24 protein-coding genes are annotated in these 14709 nt (G+C 39.4%); 10 read left to right on the top strand and 14 right to left on the bottom strand.

The genetic code is table 11. The annotated features are described in order from the left end of the window. Positions 1-8: 8 nt before the first annotated feature. The 9 genes from LZ575_RS16925 (at position 9) to LZ575_RS16885 (ending at position 4921) form a co-directional block, all read left to right on the top strand. The gene (locus tag LZ575_RS16925) at positions 9-452 is read left to right on the top strand and encodes a glycosyltransferase family 4 protein (protein ID WP_235325878.1); all 444 of its coding nucleotides are present in this window, start codon (positions 9-11) and stop codon (positions 450-452) included. 42 nt (positions 453-494) lie between these two features. Beyond that, positions 495-1622 carry a glycosyltransferase gene (locus LZ575_RS16920; protein ID WP_235325876.1) on the top strand — a complete coding sequence of 376 codons (1128 nt, stop codon included), beginning with the start codon at positions 495-497 and terminating at the stop codon, positions 1620-1622. Beyond that, complete coding sequence (locus LZ575_RS16915) at positions 1615-2166, top strand: hypothetical protein (RefSeq protein WP_235325874.1); 552 nt, start codon at positions 1615-1617, stop codon at positions 2164-2166. Before LZ575_RS16920 ends, LZ575_RS16915 begins: the two co-directional genes overlap by 8 nt. Before the next feature lie 164 nt (positions 2167-2330). After that, complete coding sequence (locus LZ575_RS16910) at positions 2331-2723, top strand: glycosyltransferase (RefSeq protein ID WP_235325872.1); 393 nt, start codon at positions 2331-2333, stop codon at positions 2721-2723. 10 nt (positions 2724-2733) lie between these two features. Next, the gene (locus tag LZ575_RS16905) at positions 2734-3099 is read left to right on the top strand and encodes a hypothetical protein (protein WP_235325870.1); all 366 of its coding nucleotides are present in this window, start codon (positions 2734-2736) and stop codon (positions 3097-3099) included. Next, the gene (locus LZ575_RS16900) at positions 3080-3451 is read left to right on the top strand and encodes a hypothetical protein (RefSeq protein ID WP_235325868.1); all 372 of its coding nucleotides are present in this window, start codon (positions 3080-3082) and stop codon (positions 3449-3451) included. Before LZ575_RS16905 ends, LZ575_RS16900 begins: the two co-directional genes overlap by 20 nt. Before the next feature lie 60 nt (positions 3452-3511). Next, positions 3512-3808: a glycosyltransferase gene (locus LZ575_RS16895; protein WP_235325866.1), complete on the top strand. Its 297-nt coding sequence runs from the start codon at positions 3512-3514 to the stop codon at positions 3806-3808. 10 nt (positions 3809-3818) lie between these two features. Beyond that, positions 3819-4613 (top strand): TIGR04290 family methyltransferase, encoded by a 795-nt coding sequence (locus LZ575_RS16890; RefSeq protein WP_235325864.1) that lies wholly within the window; start codon positions 3819-3821, stop codon positions 4611-4613. A gap of 20 nt (positions 4614-4633) precedes the next feature. Continuing rightward, the gene (locus LZ575_RS16885; RefSeq protein ID WP_235325862.1) at positions 4634-4921 is read left to right on the top strand and encodes a hypothetical protein; all 288 of its coding nucleotides are present in this window, start codon (positions 4634-4636) and stop codon (positions 4919-4921) included. Positions 4922-4944: 23 nt separating this feature from the next. Here the strand turns inward: LZ575_RS16885 and LZ575_RS16880 are convergent, their stop codons facing one another. The 10 genes from LZ575_RS16880 to LZ575_RS16840 form a co-directional block, all read right to left on the bottom strand. After that, positions 4945-5493, bottom strand: a complete 549-nt coding sequence (locus tag LZ575_RS16880) for a GNAT family N-acetyltransferase (RefSeq protein WP_235325860.1) — start codon at positions 5491-5493, stop codon at positions 4945-4947. Between the two features lie 3 nt (positions 5494-5496). Beyond that, positions 5497-6234 (bottom strand): S9 family peptidase, encoded by a 738-nt coding sequence (locus LZ575_RS16875; protein WP_235325858.1) that lies wholly within the window; start codon positions 6232-6234, stop codon positions 5497-5499. A gap of 63 nt (positions 6235-6297) precedes the next feature. Further along, entirely contained in the window at positions 6298-7242 is a 945-nt protein-coding gene (locus LZ575_RS16870) for a DPP IV N-terminal domain-containing protein (RefSeq protein ID WP_255702652.1), read from the bottom strand. Further along, entirely contained in the window at positions 7202-7651 is a 450-nt protein-coding gene (locus LZ575_RS22745) for a DPP IV N-terminal domain-containing protein (protein ID WP_255702651.1), read from the bottom strand. Before LZ575_RS22745 ends, LZ575_RS16870 begins: the two co-directional genes overlap by 41 nt. Positions 7652-7785: 134 nt before the next feature. Then, positions 7786-8313 (bottom strand): DUF421 domain-containing protein, encoded by a 528-nt coding sequence (locus LZ575_RS16865; RefSeq protein WP_235325856.1) that lies wholly within the window; start codon positions 8311-8313, stop codon positions 7786-7788. 109 nt (positions 8314-8422) lie between these two features. After that, on the bottom strand, positions 8423-8875 hold the full coding sequence (locus LZ575_RS16860) for a hypothetical protein (protein ID WP_235325854.1): 453 nt from the start codon (positions 8873-8875) through the stop codon (positions 8423-8425). A 22-nt stretch (positions 8876-8897) separates the two neighbouring features. Then, entirely contained in the window at positions 8898-9428 is a 531-nt protein-coding gene (locus LZ575_RS16855; RefSeq protein WP_235325852.1) for a DUF389 domain-containing protein, read from the bottom strand. Positions 9429-9450: 22 nt separating this feature from the next. Continuing rightward, the gene (locus LZ575_RS16850) at positions 9451-9687 is read right to left on the bottom strand and encodes a hypothetical protein (protein ID WP_235325850.1); all 237 of its coding nucleotides are present in this window, start codon (positions 9685-9687) and stop codon (positions 9451-9453) included. 174 nt (positions 9688-9861) lie between these two features. Then, on the bottom strand, positions 9862-10248 hold the full coding sequence (locus LZ575_RS16845; RefSeq protein WP_235325848.1) for a DUF4174 domain-containing protein: 387 nt from the start codon (positions 10246-10248) through the stop codon (positions 9862-9864). Between the two features lie 178 nt (positions 10249-10426). After that, positions 10427-11044 carry a DEAD/DEAH box helicase gene (locus tag LZ575_RS16840; RefSeq protein ID WP_235325846.1) on the bottom strand — a complete coding sequence of 206 codons (618 nt, stop codon included), beginning with the start codon at positions 11042-11044 and terminating at the stop codon, positions 10427-10429. Between the two features lie 246 nt (positions 11045-11290). Between LZ575_RS16840 and LZ575_RS16835 the strand changes: the two genes are divergently transcribed. After that, positions 11291-11626 (top strand): single-stranded DNA-binding protein, encoded by a 336-nt coding sequence (locus LZ575_RS16835; RefSeq protein ID WP_235325844.1) that lies wholly within the window; start codon positions 11291-11293, stop codon positions 11624-11626. A gap of 122 nt (positions 11627-11748) precedes the next feature. On the opposite strand, the gene LZ575_RS16830 is transcribed toward LZ575_RS16835, so the two are convergent. The 4 genes from LZ575_RS16830 to LZ575_RS16815 all read right to left on the bottom strand — a co-directional run bounded on the left by LZ575_RS16830 (position 11749) and on the right by LZ575_RS16815 (position 14709). Continuing rightward, positions 11749-12945 (bottom strand): glycoside hydrolase family 9 protein, encoded by a 1197-nt coding sequence (locus LZ575_RS16830; RefSeq protein ID WP_235325842.1) that lies wholly within the window; start codon positions 12943-12945, stop codon positions 11749-11751. After that, on the bottom strand, positions 12942-13526 hold the full coding sequence (locus LZ575_RS16825; protein WP_235325840.1) for a cellulase N-terminal Ig-like domain-containing protein: 585 nt from the start codon (positions 13524-13526) through the stop codon (positions 12942-12944). Before LZ575_RS16825 ends, LZ575_RS16830 begins: the two co-directional genes overlap by 4 nt. A 228-nt stretch (positions 13527-13754) precedes the next feature. After that, on the bottom strand, positions 13755-14090 hold the full coding sequence (locus tag LZ575_RS16820) for a hypothetical protein (protein WP_235325838.1): 336 nt from the start codon (positions 14088-14090) through the stop codon (positions 13755-13757). 4 nt (positions 14091-14094) lie between these two features. Beyond that, a complete protein-coding gene (locus LZ575_RS16815; RefSeq protein WP_235325836.1) occupies positions 14095-14709 on the bottom strand; it encodes a pitrilysin family protein in 615 nt (204 codons plus the stop codon).

Below are 14709 nucleotides of genomic sequence, written 5' to 3'. Positions count from 1 at the left end.
TATATGTGGTGGGAAATAACATTAATCCCAACACCGGGGAAGCAGTAGAAATTGAGAATGTGAAATTCCTTGGTGAAATGCCACAGGAAGAAGCTGAAAACTGGATGCGCCGGGCTTCCATTTTTATTAGTCCGACGAAATATGAACCCTTTGGTCTTGCAATTCTAGAAGCAGCAGCTGCAGGTTGTGCATTGGTACTAAACAAGCTGGACACTTTAACCGAATTATGGCATGACGTGGCAATTTTCTTTGATCCGGAAAACAAACGAGAAACAAAGGAACTGGTGCTTCAGCTAATTGAAAATGAAGAATTCAGAGAAGAAGTCGGACAAAAAGCAAGAAAGAGAGCTGAACATTTTTCCGCAGAAAAAATGGCAGTATCCTATATGGAACTATATAAAGATCTGCTCAATAAGAAGAAACCTGAAAATCAATTAATCCAAAGTATATAATAGCCACAACATAACTATAACAACAACCAACCAGGATCACGTATGAAAATTGTAATGTTTTACCACTCCCTTTATTCCGACTGGAATCACGGCAATGCGCACTTCCTTAGGGGGATCGTAAAAGAACTTCAGAAGAGGGAACATGAAGTTGAAGTTTACGAGCCGGACGGGGGCTGGAGTCTCAAAAATCTTATTAAAGATCACGGAGCGGAGAAATTGGATGAATTCCGCAGGTATTATCCTACCCTGAGTCCTCAGTTTTACAATCCTGCAAAGAAGATAAACGCAGATGCAATTCTTAAAGATGCTGATCTTGTTATAGTACACGAATGGAATGAGCCGGAACTGGTGGCAGAAATCGGGAGGAACAAAGCCAGGTATGGTTATAAATTGCTGTTTCACGACACCCACCATAGAGCCGCTTCTGCCCCTCAGGATATGTCAAAATATGATTTCAGCAACTACGACGGAGCACTCGTTTTTGGTGAAGTGATAAAGCAGATGTACCTTGAAAAAAAATGGATAGAAAATGTCTGGACCTGGCATGAAGCAGCAGATGCAGAGCTTTTCAGGCCGAACCGGAATGAAGATAAAGAGGGAGATCTTGTTTGGATTGGCAATTGGGGAGATGATGAACGTACAGAAGAATTGATGGAATATCTTATTGCTCCTGTAAAGGAACTGAGCCTAAAAGCAAAGGTCTACGGCGTTCGATATCCTGATCATGCTAAAAAAGCATTAGCTGATGCAGGTATAGAGTACGGCGGCTGGTTACCAAATTATAAAGTACCTGAGGTTTTTTCAAAATATAAAGTTACTGTTCACGTGCCAAGAAGGCCCTATGTTGAAATGCTTCCGGGGATACCAACAATACGCCCGTTTGAAGCCCTTTCCTGCGGAATTCCGCTGATATGTTCCCCGTGGGAAGACAGTGAGAATTTATTTACTCCGGGTGAGGATTATCTTATTGCTAAAGATGGTAATGATATGGGATACAAACTTGCTGAAGTGCTAAAGAGTGACCACCTTGCTCAAAGTTTATCTGAAAAGGGCAGAAAAACAATTTTAGAAAAACACACCTGTGCTCACCGGGTGGACGAACTGGAAAATATTTTAACCGAACTGAACAAGCAAAATCCCCTCACCCAAAAAACCGGAACAAATGGATAAGGACAACCTGAAGATCGCATTTTTTGGTTCCAGCATAGTATCTGCATACTGGAACGGTGCAGCAACTTATTACCGCGGAATAGTGAAAGCACTTAGTAAAATGGGACATGAAGTCACTTTTTATGAACCGGATATTTATGAAAGACAGCAACACCGTGATATTGAAGATCCCGATTATTGCAGAGTAGTTGTTTATCCTGAAGATAAGGTGACACTTAGAGCTCTGTTGAGAGAAGCTTCAGAAGCTGATGTCATAATAAAAGCCAGTGGTGTTGGAGCGTTTGATGAATTTCTGGAGTATGAAGTCACTCAGCTTAAAAAGGACAGCAATTTGATTATCTTCTGGGATGTTGATGCACCTGCGACTTTAGATAGAATAGAGGAAAATACTAATGATCCCTTTAGTGATCTAATTCCTAAATACGATTTTGTACTTACCTATGGTGGCGGGCAACCTAAGTTATTGATGCTTATGAAAGAAACGGAGCCAAAAAATGTATTCCTATTTATAATGCTCTGGACACAGACACTCATTTTCCTGTAGAACCACAGGAGAAATTTGAAGGTACTTTAGCTTTTCTTGGAAATCGGCTACCCGATAGAGAAAAACGGGTAGAAGAATTCTTTATAGAACCTGCAAAGGAACTCAAAGAGAAGAAATTTCTGCTTGGAGGTAGTGGCTGGGGAGACAAAGCGCTTCCGGAGAATGTGGAATATTTAGGTCACGTATATACCAAGGACCATAACGCCTTTAATTGCACACCAATGGCAGTCCTCAACATAAGCCGGGACAGTATGGCCAAATATGGTTTTTCACCCGCAACGAGAGTATTTGAAGCAGTAAGCTCTGCCGCCTGTATTATCACCGATTACTGGAAAGGTATTGAAACCTTTTTTGAGCCGGATGAAGAAATACTTGTTGCTAAAGATGGACAGGAAGTTCAGAATATTCTGGAAGAATTGACGCCGGAGAAAGCCCAGACAATAGGACAGGCAGCATACAAACGGGTACTGGCCGAACATACTTATGAGCATAGGGCAGAACTGTTAGAGAGTGTAATTTCCAGAAGATTATTTGGAGAAGCCAGGCATAACCACTAAAACCGGAGAAATGAAATTTGTAGTTATAGGATTATCTGTCACCTCCTCCTGGGGAAATGGCCATGCTACGACTTACCGAGCCTTGCTTAAAGAACTTGCGGCACTGGGGCACGACATCCTTTTTCTTGAAAAGGATGTGCCGTGGTATTCTGGTCATCGCGATATGCCGAATCCAGAATTTTGCAAATTAGGGTTATACAAGACGAACGAGGAGCTTAAGACGCAATACCAAGAAGCAGTTGCAAATGCAGATATAGTTATAGTTGGCTCTTATGTACAACAGGGAGTTGAAGTTGGAAACTGGGCAATAGAAACTGCACGCGGAGCAACCGCATTTTACGATATAGACACACTTAGTGACTCTGGCGAAACTTGAACGGCAGGATTATGAATATATAAATCCTGAACTCATCAGTAAATATGACATGTATTTATCCTTCTGCGGAGGACCAACCTTAAAATTGCTCGAAGAAAAGTACGGCTCACCTATGGCCAAAGCACTATACTGTTCGGTAGATCCGGATCATTATTATCCTGAAGATCAGACTTTAAAATGGCAAATGGGATACCTGGGAACCTATAGCACAGACAGGCAGCCGACGGTAGAAGCATTGCTGAATAAGGTCGCACCTCAGCTTCCGCAGGAAAAATTTATTGTGGCGGGGCCTCAATATCCTGAAAATATTACCTGGTCTCAAAATGTAGAACGAATTGATCATCTTCCGTAAGCAGAGCATAGAGCTTTCTACAATTCCCAGAAGTTTACTCTCAATGTTACCCGGGAAGATATGATTAAGGCAGGTTATTCTCCAAGTGTGCGACTCTTTGAAGCTGCCGCATGCGGGGTTCCGGTAATATCAGATTACTGGGACGGGATTGACAGCATCTTTGAACTGGACAAAGAAATTCTTATAGCAAGATCTTCGGAAGAAGTAGTTGAATATTTCAACAATATTAGTGAAGACGAAAGGAAGCAAATAGGTGAAAATGCCCGGCAGAAAATTCTGAAATATCATACAGCCAAAGCAAGAGCCAGAGAACTGGAAAATTATTCTAAACAGCTGAAAGAACTCTCAAAAGTTTAAATAAAATATTATGTCTACACAGGAAGAAGTAAAAAAATTAGAACCCTGGTTTCACAATATCCACCTTCCGGATGGCACACAAACTGCACCCAATCATTTCCTGGGGAATTTTCCGTCATTCAAATGGGAGAATATAAAAAATTCTGTACCCGAAGATCTTTCAGGCTGGAAAGTTCTGGATATTGGCTGTAATGCCGGATTTTATTCAATAGAACTTGCAAAACGTGGAGCCGAAGTAACTGGAATTGACCTGGACGAGCACTATTTAAAACAGGCCCGCTGGACAGCAGAAAAATTTGGACTGGATGATAAAATCACTTTTAAACAGATGCAGGTCTACGATTTTGCCCATACCGAAGAACAATTTGACCTCGTGTGGTTTATGGGAGTATTTTATCACTTGAGATACCCTTTACTGGCGTTAGACATCCTGTCGCAGAAAACAAAGAAAATGATGGTTTTTCAAACCCTCTCCCTTCCGGGGAAGGATGAGATGCAGGTGCCGGACGATGTTGAATTTCATAAGAGGGAGATCATGAAAACTGATGCCTGGCCTTCTATGGCTTTTATTGAAAATAAGCTTGCAGGAGATCCAACTAACTGGTGGGCACCTAATCATCAGGGAATAATTTCTATGCTTCGCAGTTGCGGATTTAAAGTGGAAGGTATGCCGGAAGATGAAACTTATATTGCCGTTAAGGACGGGGAGAATAAATCCAGCCTGGAGAGCTGGAATTATTCTGAATACCTTTCAGCGGTTGGCAAGGACTGGAAAGAGGAAGTAATGAAGAAAACGAAGAAATAATTTATTAATTAAAAATTAGAATGATGGCAAAGCACGATTCAAAAACAACGACAGACCACAGTAAAATTAAAAAGTGGGTGGAAGAAAGAGATGGAAAACCAGCTCTTGTGAAAGGAACAGGAGACAGTGGTAAAGGAGGAGGACTCTTAAGAATTAATTTTCCGGGAGGTGCAGAGGATAGTCTTGAAAATATTGACTGGGATCAATTCTTTACCATTTTTGATGAAAACGACCTTGAATTTTTATACCAGGAAGAAACTAAAGACGGCGGAGAAAGCAGGTTCTTTAAATTTGTAGGAAAAGATTAAATCATATAATTAGAAATAAAAACCTAAGCATTTAACTGCTTAGTTTTTTTGTTTAACCTCGCGTAAATTTTTACGCTTATAAAATTGCCGTTCTTTATCTCACAGTCTCCCATGGTACCTTCATAGTTGAAGTCCAATTTCTCCAGCAACTTTTCAGAATTTTGATTACCATCTTCTACGTAAGCTTCAATGCGATGCAGGTTTAAGTTTTTAAATGCATACTGTATCAATTCCCTGCCTGCCTCGGCAATTATACCCTTTCCCCAAAAATCCGGGAGGAGCCAATATCCAATTTCAGCTTTTTGATGATCCTCATTTAGACTGTTTATTCCTATTCCGCCCAGGAACTGTTTCTCTTCCAAGGAAGTTATGGCCCACCAGATTCCTGTTCCGGTTACGTCAAGCTCCCTAAACCATTTTATCTGCTTCTGAGTCTCTTCCAGGCTTTTATAGTTCACACCATAGTACCGAATCACTTCAGGATGAGAAAGTCCATAAAAAACGTTTTCCAGGTCGTCCTGCTGAAACTGCCTGAGGAGCAATCTTTCAGTTTTTATTTCCGGAAAACTCATCTGTTATTGATTTCTGGTGATTTCAAAGTTTTTTGGTGGCTCAGCACCTAATAAATGCTCCACAAAGTAATCCCACCTGCGTCGCATCATATAATAGCTGTCCTGCCCATAACCATGCCTGGCATTTGGAAATATTATAAGATCAAAATCCTTATTCGCTTTTATCAGCGCATCAACAACTAAATATGTATTATATGGCGGTACATTGTCATCCATTCCACCGTGGGCGAGAAGTAATTTTCCCTGTAGATTTTCAGCAAAATTCTGGTTAGCCTGTACATCATAATTATCCTTCCCCTCTTCATCTTTAACCAGAAGACCAATATATCTTTCGCCCCAGTCATCTTCATAATTCCGGTTGTCGTGGTTTCCTGATTCAGAAATTCCAACTTTATAAAATTCCGGATAACGAAACATTGCTGCAGCAGTTGCATATCCCCCGCCGGAATGGCCCCAAACTCCTACTTTATCAAGATCCAGGTAAGGATATTTCTCAGCAAGTTGTCTTATACCCGACATTTGATCTTCTAAGGTATTGTCTGCCATATTTCCATAGCAGGCATCGTGAAAAGCCTTGGAACGATCAGGATTACAGGTGCCGTCAATTACAACAACTACAAAGCCGAGTTCAGCCAAAGCCTGATGATCAGACCGGGCTAGGTGAGAAAGAGCGGCTTCCCACTCCCCCGCCCTGAGGTCCGGGATAGATGTAGTTGACGACGGGATACTTTTTTGACTCATCAAGATTCGTGGGGGTAAACATCAACCCGTATAGATCCCACTTTCCATTGCTGGATTTAACCGTTACGGCTGCGGCGGTTTCCATCCTGTAGCTTCTAAACGAGAAATATCAGCCTTTTCCAGTTCCATGACCAATTTCCCTTTTCTGTCCCTTAATTCTGTTACAGGAGCAACATCTGGCTGGCTGTAGGTATCTACTATATATTTACCATTTGGCGAGAAGCTTACACTATGGTTCCCATTTTCCGGAGTCAACAATTGCAGGTTTTTCCCATTGAAATTGACACGATATAAATGAGTGAAATAAGGGTCTCTGCCCTCTTCCTTACCATTAGCAAAAAAATACAGGACTCTGTTCTTCTTATCAACTTCCAGAAGTTCTGTAACTACAAAATCTCCTCTGGTTATCTGGTTTTTTAACTCTCCCGTTTCCAGGTTGTAAAGGTATAAATGACCCCAGTTGTCTCTTTCAGAATACCAGATAATTTCATTAGACGCGGGAAGGTATTTCCAGTTTATAGAACCCTGTCCTGATTCATATTGAGTTGCAACTACCTCTTCAAAAACATTTTTTACTTCTCCTGTAGAAGCATCAGCAATTTTTAATTTAGCTTCCTTATGATCCCTGGAAGTGGAAACGAACATTAATTTTGATGCATCTTCATTCCACTGATTATCATCAAAAGCACCTGAACAGGAAATATCGTCACATAAAGTTCCCCTACGCGGGTCTGCAGGCGTTTTCAGCCGTATCACCTTAGGTTCATCTACTTCAATAATAACTCTCTCAATTTTAATTATATCCTCATCTGTAGGCAGCGGATATTTCCACTCTTGCAATTTTGGTTCTCCCACATTTGTAGTCACCAAATACATGTCGCTTACGTGCCGCTGGTCCTGCTGATAAGTAGCTAATTTTTTAGAATCCGGCGACCAAAGTACAATAGGCCTGTCACTTTTTCTCCAGCTAAGCGTTATCTGTTGCGTAACCAAAATTTTCTGTGCCATCTGTTGTTAACTGAGTTTCTGCGCCAGTTTCCAGATTTTTCATCCACAAGTTCCAGTCCCGGATGAAAACTGCATTTTTACCATCGGGAGAAACTACTTCATTCCGGGAAGTTTTGGCTTGCTTAGCTTCATCAGGAACTTTTACATTTTTCAACAATTCCTCTTTAGAAGCTGCTGTTTTTCTGCTCTTCTTAGCGGGATCTACTAACACAAACCCCTTTCCGGCATTGGTAGAAACTTCATACCAGAACCTGCCATCTTCCAGCCAGTTTGGACGAACTGAAGCACGATCTACAAGATTATAGGTATTAAAACCAAGGGAGTTTACAGCCTCTTCATAATCGGCGGCGGTATATACTTTTTTTCTGAAGTTTGAGAAAATGCTGAAAGTGCTAAAAATAAAAAACACAAACTACCGGGGAATTTTTTTATCATAGTTGCTAATCCTGAATATTTGAAATTGAGAACCTCCAAGATACATATTTACGGGGAAGCGGAGGTATTTTTGTTAGACTGATGAATTGCTATTCTAAACTTAAAAATTTATTTTTTTTCCAGGAGATCATCATAAGTAGTATTCCTTCTATTGCTAGCTTTTTCTATAACTGATATTGTTCCGTCTGCTTCGAGAATAATAGCTTCTACTTCCTCAAGGCTTCCAATACCTTTTTTCCGGATACTTCCCAGAACATCACTTTTAACGAGCCTTTCCTTCCGAAGATTTTTTTCAATAAAACTATCTTTATAATAAATCATCTTTGGCCGGGCAGTAAAAATCTTCCTGAAGGAAGAAGAGCGAGTTTCGACATAGCTAAAAATAAACTGTAGAAAAGCCAGCAAAACAAAAGCAGTAACTGCTTCAGAAATAGCCACGTTTTTCGCAGTTAACACCCGTCCAAAAACAGCACCAATGGTAACAGTAATTACAAAATCAAAAGCGTTCATTTTTGCCAGGGTTCTTTTCCCTGACATCCTCAGTACCAAAACTATACTTATATAAGCTAAAGTTCCTACAATTAATATCCTTACCAGGGGTTCAAAACCATTCCAATAAATTTCAATTTTATCCATTTACCAGTTTGTGTTTATGAATGATGGAAAGTGGTTTACAGATTTTCGCTGCTGCAGTTTAAAGTCAATTTTTATTTTAAAAATATGATCTTATTTTATAAAATATAATTCAATCTGTAACTACATTAATCTGAAATACTTCATATATATCATTCCTGTACGGATATTTCATATTCTCCTTCAGATGATCTATTACTAAAGATTTCAATTCTTCCTGCCCTATAGAGGTATCTTTTGGAAGTAAAGTAGCCTCAAATTTTGCTATTGAGCGGTCATCAATCATTTCATTAGTAAAAGTTACGTCCTTACTTAAAACTTTAATGTACTCCAGCTTATTCAGCTCTTTAGTCAAAACTTTGGCAAGTTCGGTATTCATACTGGCCTTCCTAAGGTAAGGCGGCTGATTAAATTGCCAGAACATCATAGCGCCTATTCCTACGGCAACGACCAAAGTGGTAATAATTCCGGCCTTTTTGCTTCCTTTTAGAAATCGTACTCCATTAGGAGTTACTTTTCCGTAGAAATAAAACACCAGAGTAGCGGCCAAATGGATTCCTAACAACTGTAAAGCTATCCTGAAAAGACTACTGAATACAACTAAGCCAGTCCATCATATAAAGACCAATACCCACGAGTCCCACAGGCGGGGCAAGAGAAGCTGCAACTAAAATTCCTACCGCAGCACCAGATACAAGGCTGTCCCGTTCACTTTGACAAATATTAATCGCTCCTGCAAATCCTGAAATTATAGGTAGAAATAAGGCGAATTTCGACACCTGGCTCACCTGCTCCATTAGAGGAGTTAAAGTATTGAGAGGAAACAGGAGTGTCAATAAAAAGCTTGTTAAAATTCCTGTGAATATTGCAAGTGCATATCTGGCAAGACTGGTTTTTAGAAGATCTAATTTTCCCGCAGCAGTCGCCAGCGCTGCATTCATCGCAGGGCCTGCAAATGGAGCAACTAACATAGCAGCAACTAACAGGTATGAAGTTGAGGTGAACAAACCGATCCACACAATAATTCCCGCCACAAAGGAATAGCCGAAAAGTCCGAACATAGAACCCACACTTTGGATCCCACCAAGATAAATCTCAAGCGAACTTTTTGGCTGCACATCAGCTACCTGGTCGGGAGAATCAGATCTTAAGCGGATATAAAGAAATCACCCCCCTCGGAATAAGGGTGATCTCAGGTTTTTCAAATTCATCAATCTCCTTCAGGAAATCATTAACCTTTTGGTTTGGCAAATAAATATAAAAAACGTCTCCCTCTTCACTGGATAGGTTAAAGGTGTTTTTACCTTCATATTTCTTTACAATCTTGTTAACCTCTTCCTTGTGCCCCTTTGGAATTTTAATAATTAACTGACGCATATTTTCTGTTGAAAATCTTGTTTAATAGAACCATTTTTGGATAATTGGTTCTGATTTTAAATTTTAGGATTCTTGAAAATTGTGCTTTCAAGTAGTCTCTACAAGATAAAAAATCTACTTCGGAAAGTGGAGCGTATTAAGTCAGTTTTAGCTTTTACAGCTTATTTAATAAGTCTAATTACTATCTCTCATCTCTGCCCTGCGCATTGGCATACTGTCGATTTTGCTGAAGATTTCCTGCGGATCAGTAAAATTCCGTTCTGTCATTTTTATACCTCCGTCTAATCCGATTAGCTGAATCTCAAAAGGAGAATCGGTAGTTTTATTAATATACAATTGTTCATTTTTCTGCCATTCTGAATTTTCCTCAAGGTCTTTTTTGAATTGTTTTGAAGTTATTTGATAAACTACAAGTTTTCTTTCTTCCAGTTTTTTTCGGTTTTCCTTTAAAGCTGAAATTTGTTTTTCAAAATCAGGATTATTTTTGTTTTCGGTAAAAATCAGAAGAATTCTATTCTCCCATTGGTGTGAAGAAAGTTCTTGTGCATTAGCGCTTGTCATAATCAGAAAAATAAAGGTGAAGAGGAATTTCATATTTAAAATGAGGTGATAAAAGTTTAGATCATGAAAGAACCAAGGCTTTTATATTTATTACCTTAATTTAAAGATAATCCCGGAGGATGAGTCTATAACAAATATTAAAAACTTTATAAAGCTCAGGAATACAATCGTGGATCATCTAATCTTTAAAATCCACAAATTCAGAATGTGCCATGAAATTTTCCTGAAGTCTTTCAAGCTTTGAATTAAATTCCTGTGCAAATACCAGATACTGGCATTTCGAAATATGTTCCGGGATCTTGACGAGATTGTTGTAATCTTTTATATTGAGAAGGAATTCTGCATCTTCAACAATAAAAAGTTTTAGCTGACTCACATTAATTCCGGTTGCCTTAAAAAGCTTAAATAGCTTTTGAGGTGTGGCTATCACAATGTCTACTCCTTCGTAAATTTCACCTTTCTGAACATCTAAATCGGGTTTATCGTAAGCACTAAAGATCCTTAGATCCATGTGCCTTATAAATTTGCGGAATTCCTCTTCAAGCTCCAGGGCAGCCTCTTTATCTTTTACTACAATTAAAGCTCTGGGGGCATCTTCAAAAGCCTCACTATTTAAAGTCTGGATTGTATTTATAATTACTGTAGTGGTTTTGCCGCTGCCGTGCGGGGCAATTGCTAACAAATTCTTCCCGCTTTTAATTTTTGGAATAGCAATCTTCTGAAATGGCAAAGGCTCCTCATATCCCAGACGGTCAAGAGCTTCCAAAAGCGGCGGATTTAATTTTTTAAAAGACATTCTGTAAGATTTATTAGTAAACCTGATGTTAAAGACAAAAAAGTGATAAAGTTTTTTGTAAAGGTAACATTGCAGGATTTAAGAGGCCTTACAAATCTTTTATTTCTTTTATAACCGACAACAAACGTTTACAAACGCAAGTAAACGAAAACAAATCATTCCCAACCGATTACGATTTAAGAACCGCAATATGTTTGTCTCGTTGAAATGAACTAATGATTTTCAACTGCAATAAATTCTAAAGTTATGAGCACTCTAAGAAACAAAGTTCAATTAATTGGTCACGTAGGTAACATTCCTGAAATCGTAAACCTTGAATCCGGAAAGAAACTCGCCAAATTTTCTATCGCTACAAATGAATCCTATAAAAATTCAAAAGGCGAAAAAATTACAGATACTCAATGGCACAATATAGTTGCGTGGGGAAAAACCGCTGAACTTATTGAAAATTACGTTCCTAAGGGAAAAGAAGTTGGTATTGAAGGTAAATTAACCAGCCGCAGCTACGAAGATAAAGACGGACAAAAGAGATATGTTACTGAAGTAATTTGCAGTGAATTGCTTTTGATGGGCGGGAAATAACCTCGTTAATACCATTTTCAAAAATTAAAGGCACAGAGGAAATTCTTCCGTGCCTTTAATTTTTTTTTGATAATCGAAGGTCCAACAGCGGGAGGATGAAATCCAGCCACTTAGTTAACAGGTTATTTTTTGTTTCTTAAGGCTTCTATTCCATTTGCCAAATAGGCAAACGGAGCATTCCAGTTTATGGCGATTTCATTACTGGCATAACTGCAGCGATCATCGATATAGGAGGTAGCCGGATATTTATGCGCATCTGTATATTTTCCCTCGCAATATGCTTTGTCCTGTTGCCCAGGGTTCGGTCCGTAAGCTAATAAACCAGGGACAGGATCTTCCTGATCATCGGACTCAGAAGGGCGGTGATGTGGATCTTTTGTTGATTTCTTGCCAAACCCGGTTAAAAAGGAAAAACCCGTGGCATTTCTTCCTAATAGGTAATCCAGATTATGGTTAGCCGCATTTAAATATTTTTCGTCTCCCGTAAGCAGGTAAGCATTTATAAGCAACACACCCTGATTTCCGGCTACGGAATTACTTCCCCATACAAAATTTGATGATTTGTCACCCATTGGGGTAGCGTATGCAGATTCTTTAGAATGTTCTACCAGTTCCTCTGCCATCTCAATTACTTTACTCTCAATGGAGGAAATATTAACTATACTATTTGTCTTAAGTTTATTTCTGTTCCTTACCAAAGTATATAGTGCAAGAGTATTTACATTTGGCCAGGATGGAATGCCAAAGGCTTCGACAGCGTCTTTTTCAATATCAGAATCCTTATAGAACTTCTCATCTCCGGTGGTAACAAATAATTCTATTGCAGCCCATTGAAATTCGTCGGCAAATTTACCATCTCCATAGGCGCCTGTGTTTATAGTAAGTTCTTTTAGATTCTTTTGGATATAAGCAACTTCCGGATTTTCTTTGGCCCAGGTATAAGCTTTTTTGCTCATCACCAGCAAAGAGTCTGCTAATCCGGGTAATTCTTTCTGATATTCTTGAAATATCCTGGAGGCCTGTGCAGTAACTGCTGCAAAATCCAGGGTAGCAGCGGTTCCTTTCTGCACAACCCAACGTTGATTAACCGCCTCTTCAGGCTTCACCGCTCCCTCAAATTCAGCAGTGGTCAATTTATGGTAAACTCCGCCGTCTTCATCCTGCATGGTCATCATCCACCTAAGATTGTGGAGGGTTTCATCCAGCAGATCCGGAATTGTGTTTCCGCTCTCTGGAATATTCAGATTTATGGTATCAATATATTGAGGAAAATCCTCATATAATGACAACAAGGTGCCCATCGTTATCCCGCTGTTCACAATATATTTATTATAATCTCCCGCATCGTACCATCCTTTCGCTCCCGAGATTTCAGAGCCAGTAAGTCTTTTTCCGTAGCTGCCGAATTATGTACTTTTACAGCAGTATCAGGATGTCCCACCTCTCTGGCCCATTTTCCGGCATATTCTTCAGTAAGATTTGTAGAAGCTCTCTGAAAATAAAAAGCCTTTAAGCTGGCTTTTGCAGGTTCCAGATGCACATCTTCACGTATCTCAAAAGTAAAGCTGTTACCTATTCCGGAAATGTGCAGAACATAATCTCCCGGTTTGGTAAACGAGGAAAAATCTGCCTGCCGGACCATTTCTTTGCTATGCGGCCACTCCATTTCCTTCGAAAGGGTTCCGGAGAAAACCTCCTCCTTACTATCTGCTTTTAATATCTCAAAATTCAGATTCTCTGCGCCCAAAATCACCGCTGTTTTAGGTCCTTCAGGATAAAATCCTATTTGATTTAACCTTATTTTTTCAGATCCAGAATTATCTTCCGCTGTTTGGGCTAAAGATGTGAAACAATAAAAAGAGGTAATAATTATAAAGATTATTCGGTTTACAAATCGCATATTAAATTTTGTATTAATTAAAATTCAGAAGTTAAGTCCCCATCCAAAAGGTAAAAATAACTGCGGACTTCTCGGTCTCCCTTCAGTTTTACTTTTTAATGTAAAAGACGAATGCCTCCTGCAATTTTCATGGCATTCATTCAAGAGCCAGCTCTGCTGCCAATTAATCCTCCCCGAATTGTAAGCTATTTGAACAGCCTGGATGCTTCTTCAGTTAAACCAAAATTTCTAATTTTTAAGATCAGGCACATCCTGTTTCTTAACAGCAGGAGTAAGAGGTTTACCATCAGCATCTATTTCTATAATAGAATCAAATCCCAGTTCATCCAATTTGGACGCTATTTTTGCCCTGTCTCCCACTACAAACCAGTTTATTTCTTTCGGCTTAACCACCATCTTACTCACCTCGTGTAAATCTCCTATTTGCAGATTCCTCACATTAGCATCATAACTCTGATAATAGTCGTCATCAAGATCGTACTTTACAAGGTTGTAAAGAGAACTGTTGACGGAAGAATTTGTCTCCCACTGGCCGGGAAGTGCAAGTACTTTGTTCGTCTTCACTTTATCAAGCTCCTCCTGTGTTGCTAAGCCTGGAAGTAATAAATTCTTCAATTTCTTTTTTGAGCTCCACGATAGACTCTGCAGTCTTGTCGGTTTGTACGGGGGCATATAATATAAAAGGCCTCTCCTGTTGCGCGTTCATTACAAATCCGCTCGCTCCGTAAGCCCAATGTTTATCTTCCCTCAAATTCATGTTGATACGGGAGGTAAATTCTCCACCAAGGATGCTCACCATTTGCTCTACCGCCAGTTCATTTAAGTCTCCGTACTTTTCTGTTAAGTGACCTGCTATAATTACAGTCTGTTGTGACTCCGGTAAGTTGATTAGATAAAGAGTGTTTCCGGATGCCTGCTTGGGTTCATTAAAAGTAATATTGGGAACATCACCTTTCTTCCAATTTTTAAGGGAGTTCTCTAATTTCGATTTCAGTTCCTGCATAGTCACATCTCCTGTCACAACCAATGTTGCATTATTTGGTTTCAACCAGGTGTTATAAAAATCGACCACGTCTTTCCTTGTCAAATTTTCCACAGTACTCTCATAGCCACTACTGGTGTAAGGGTTGGCATAAGGATGATCTTCTCCATATAAATATTTATTCATTGATCTTAATGCCAT

The organism is Antarcticibacterium sp. 1MA-6-2 (genome assembly GCF_021535135.1).
GTDB lineage: Bacteria > Bacteroidota > Bacteroidia > Flavobacteriales > Flavobacteriaceae > Gillisia.
This window is presented reverse-complemented; position numbering and strand designations above follow the sequence as displayed.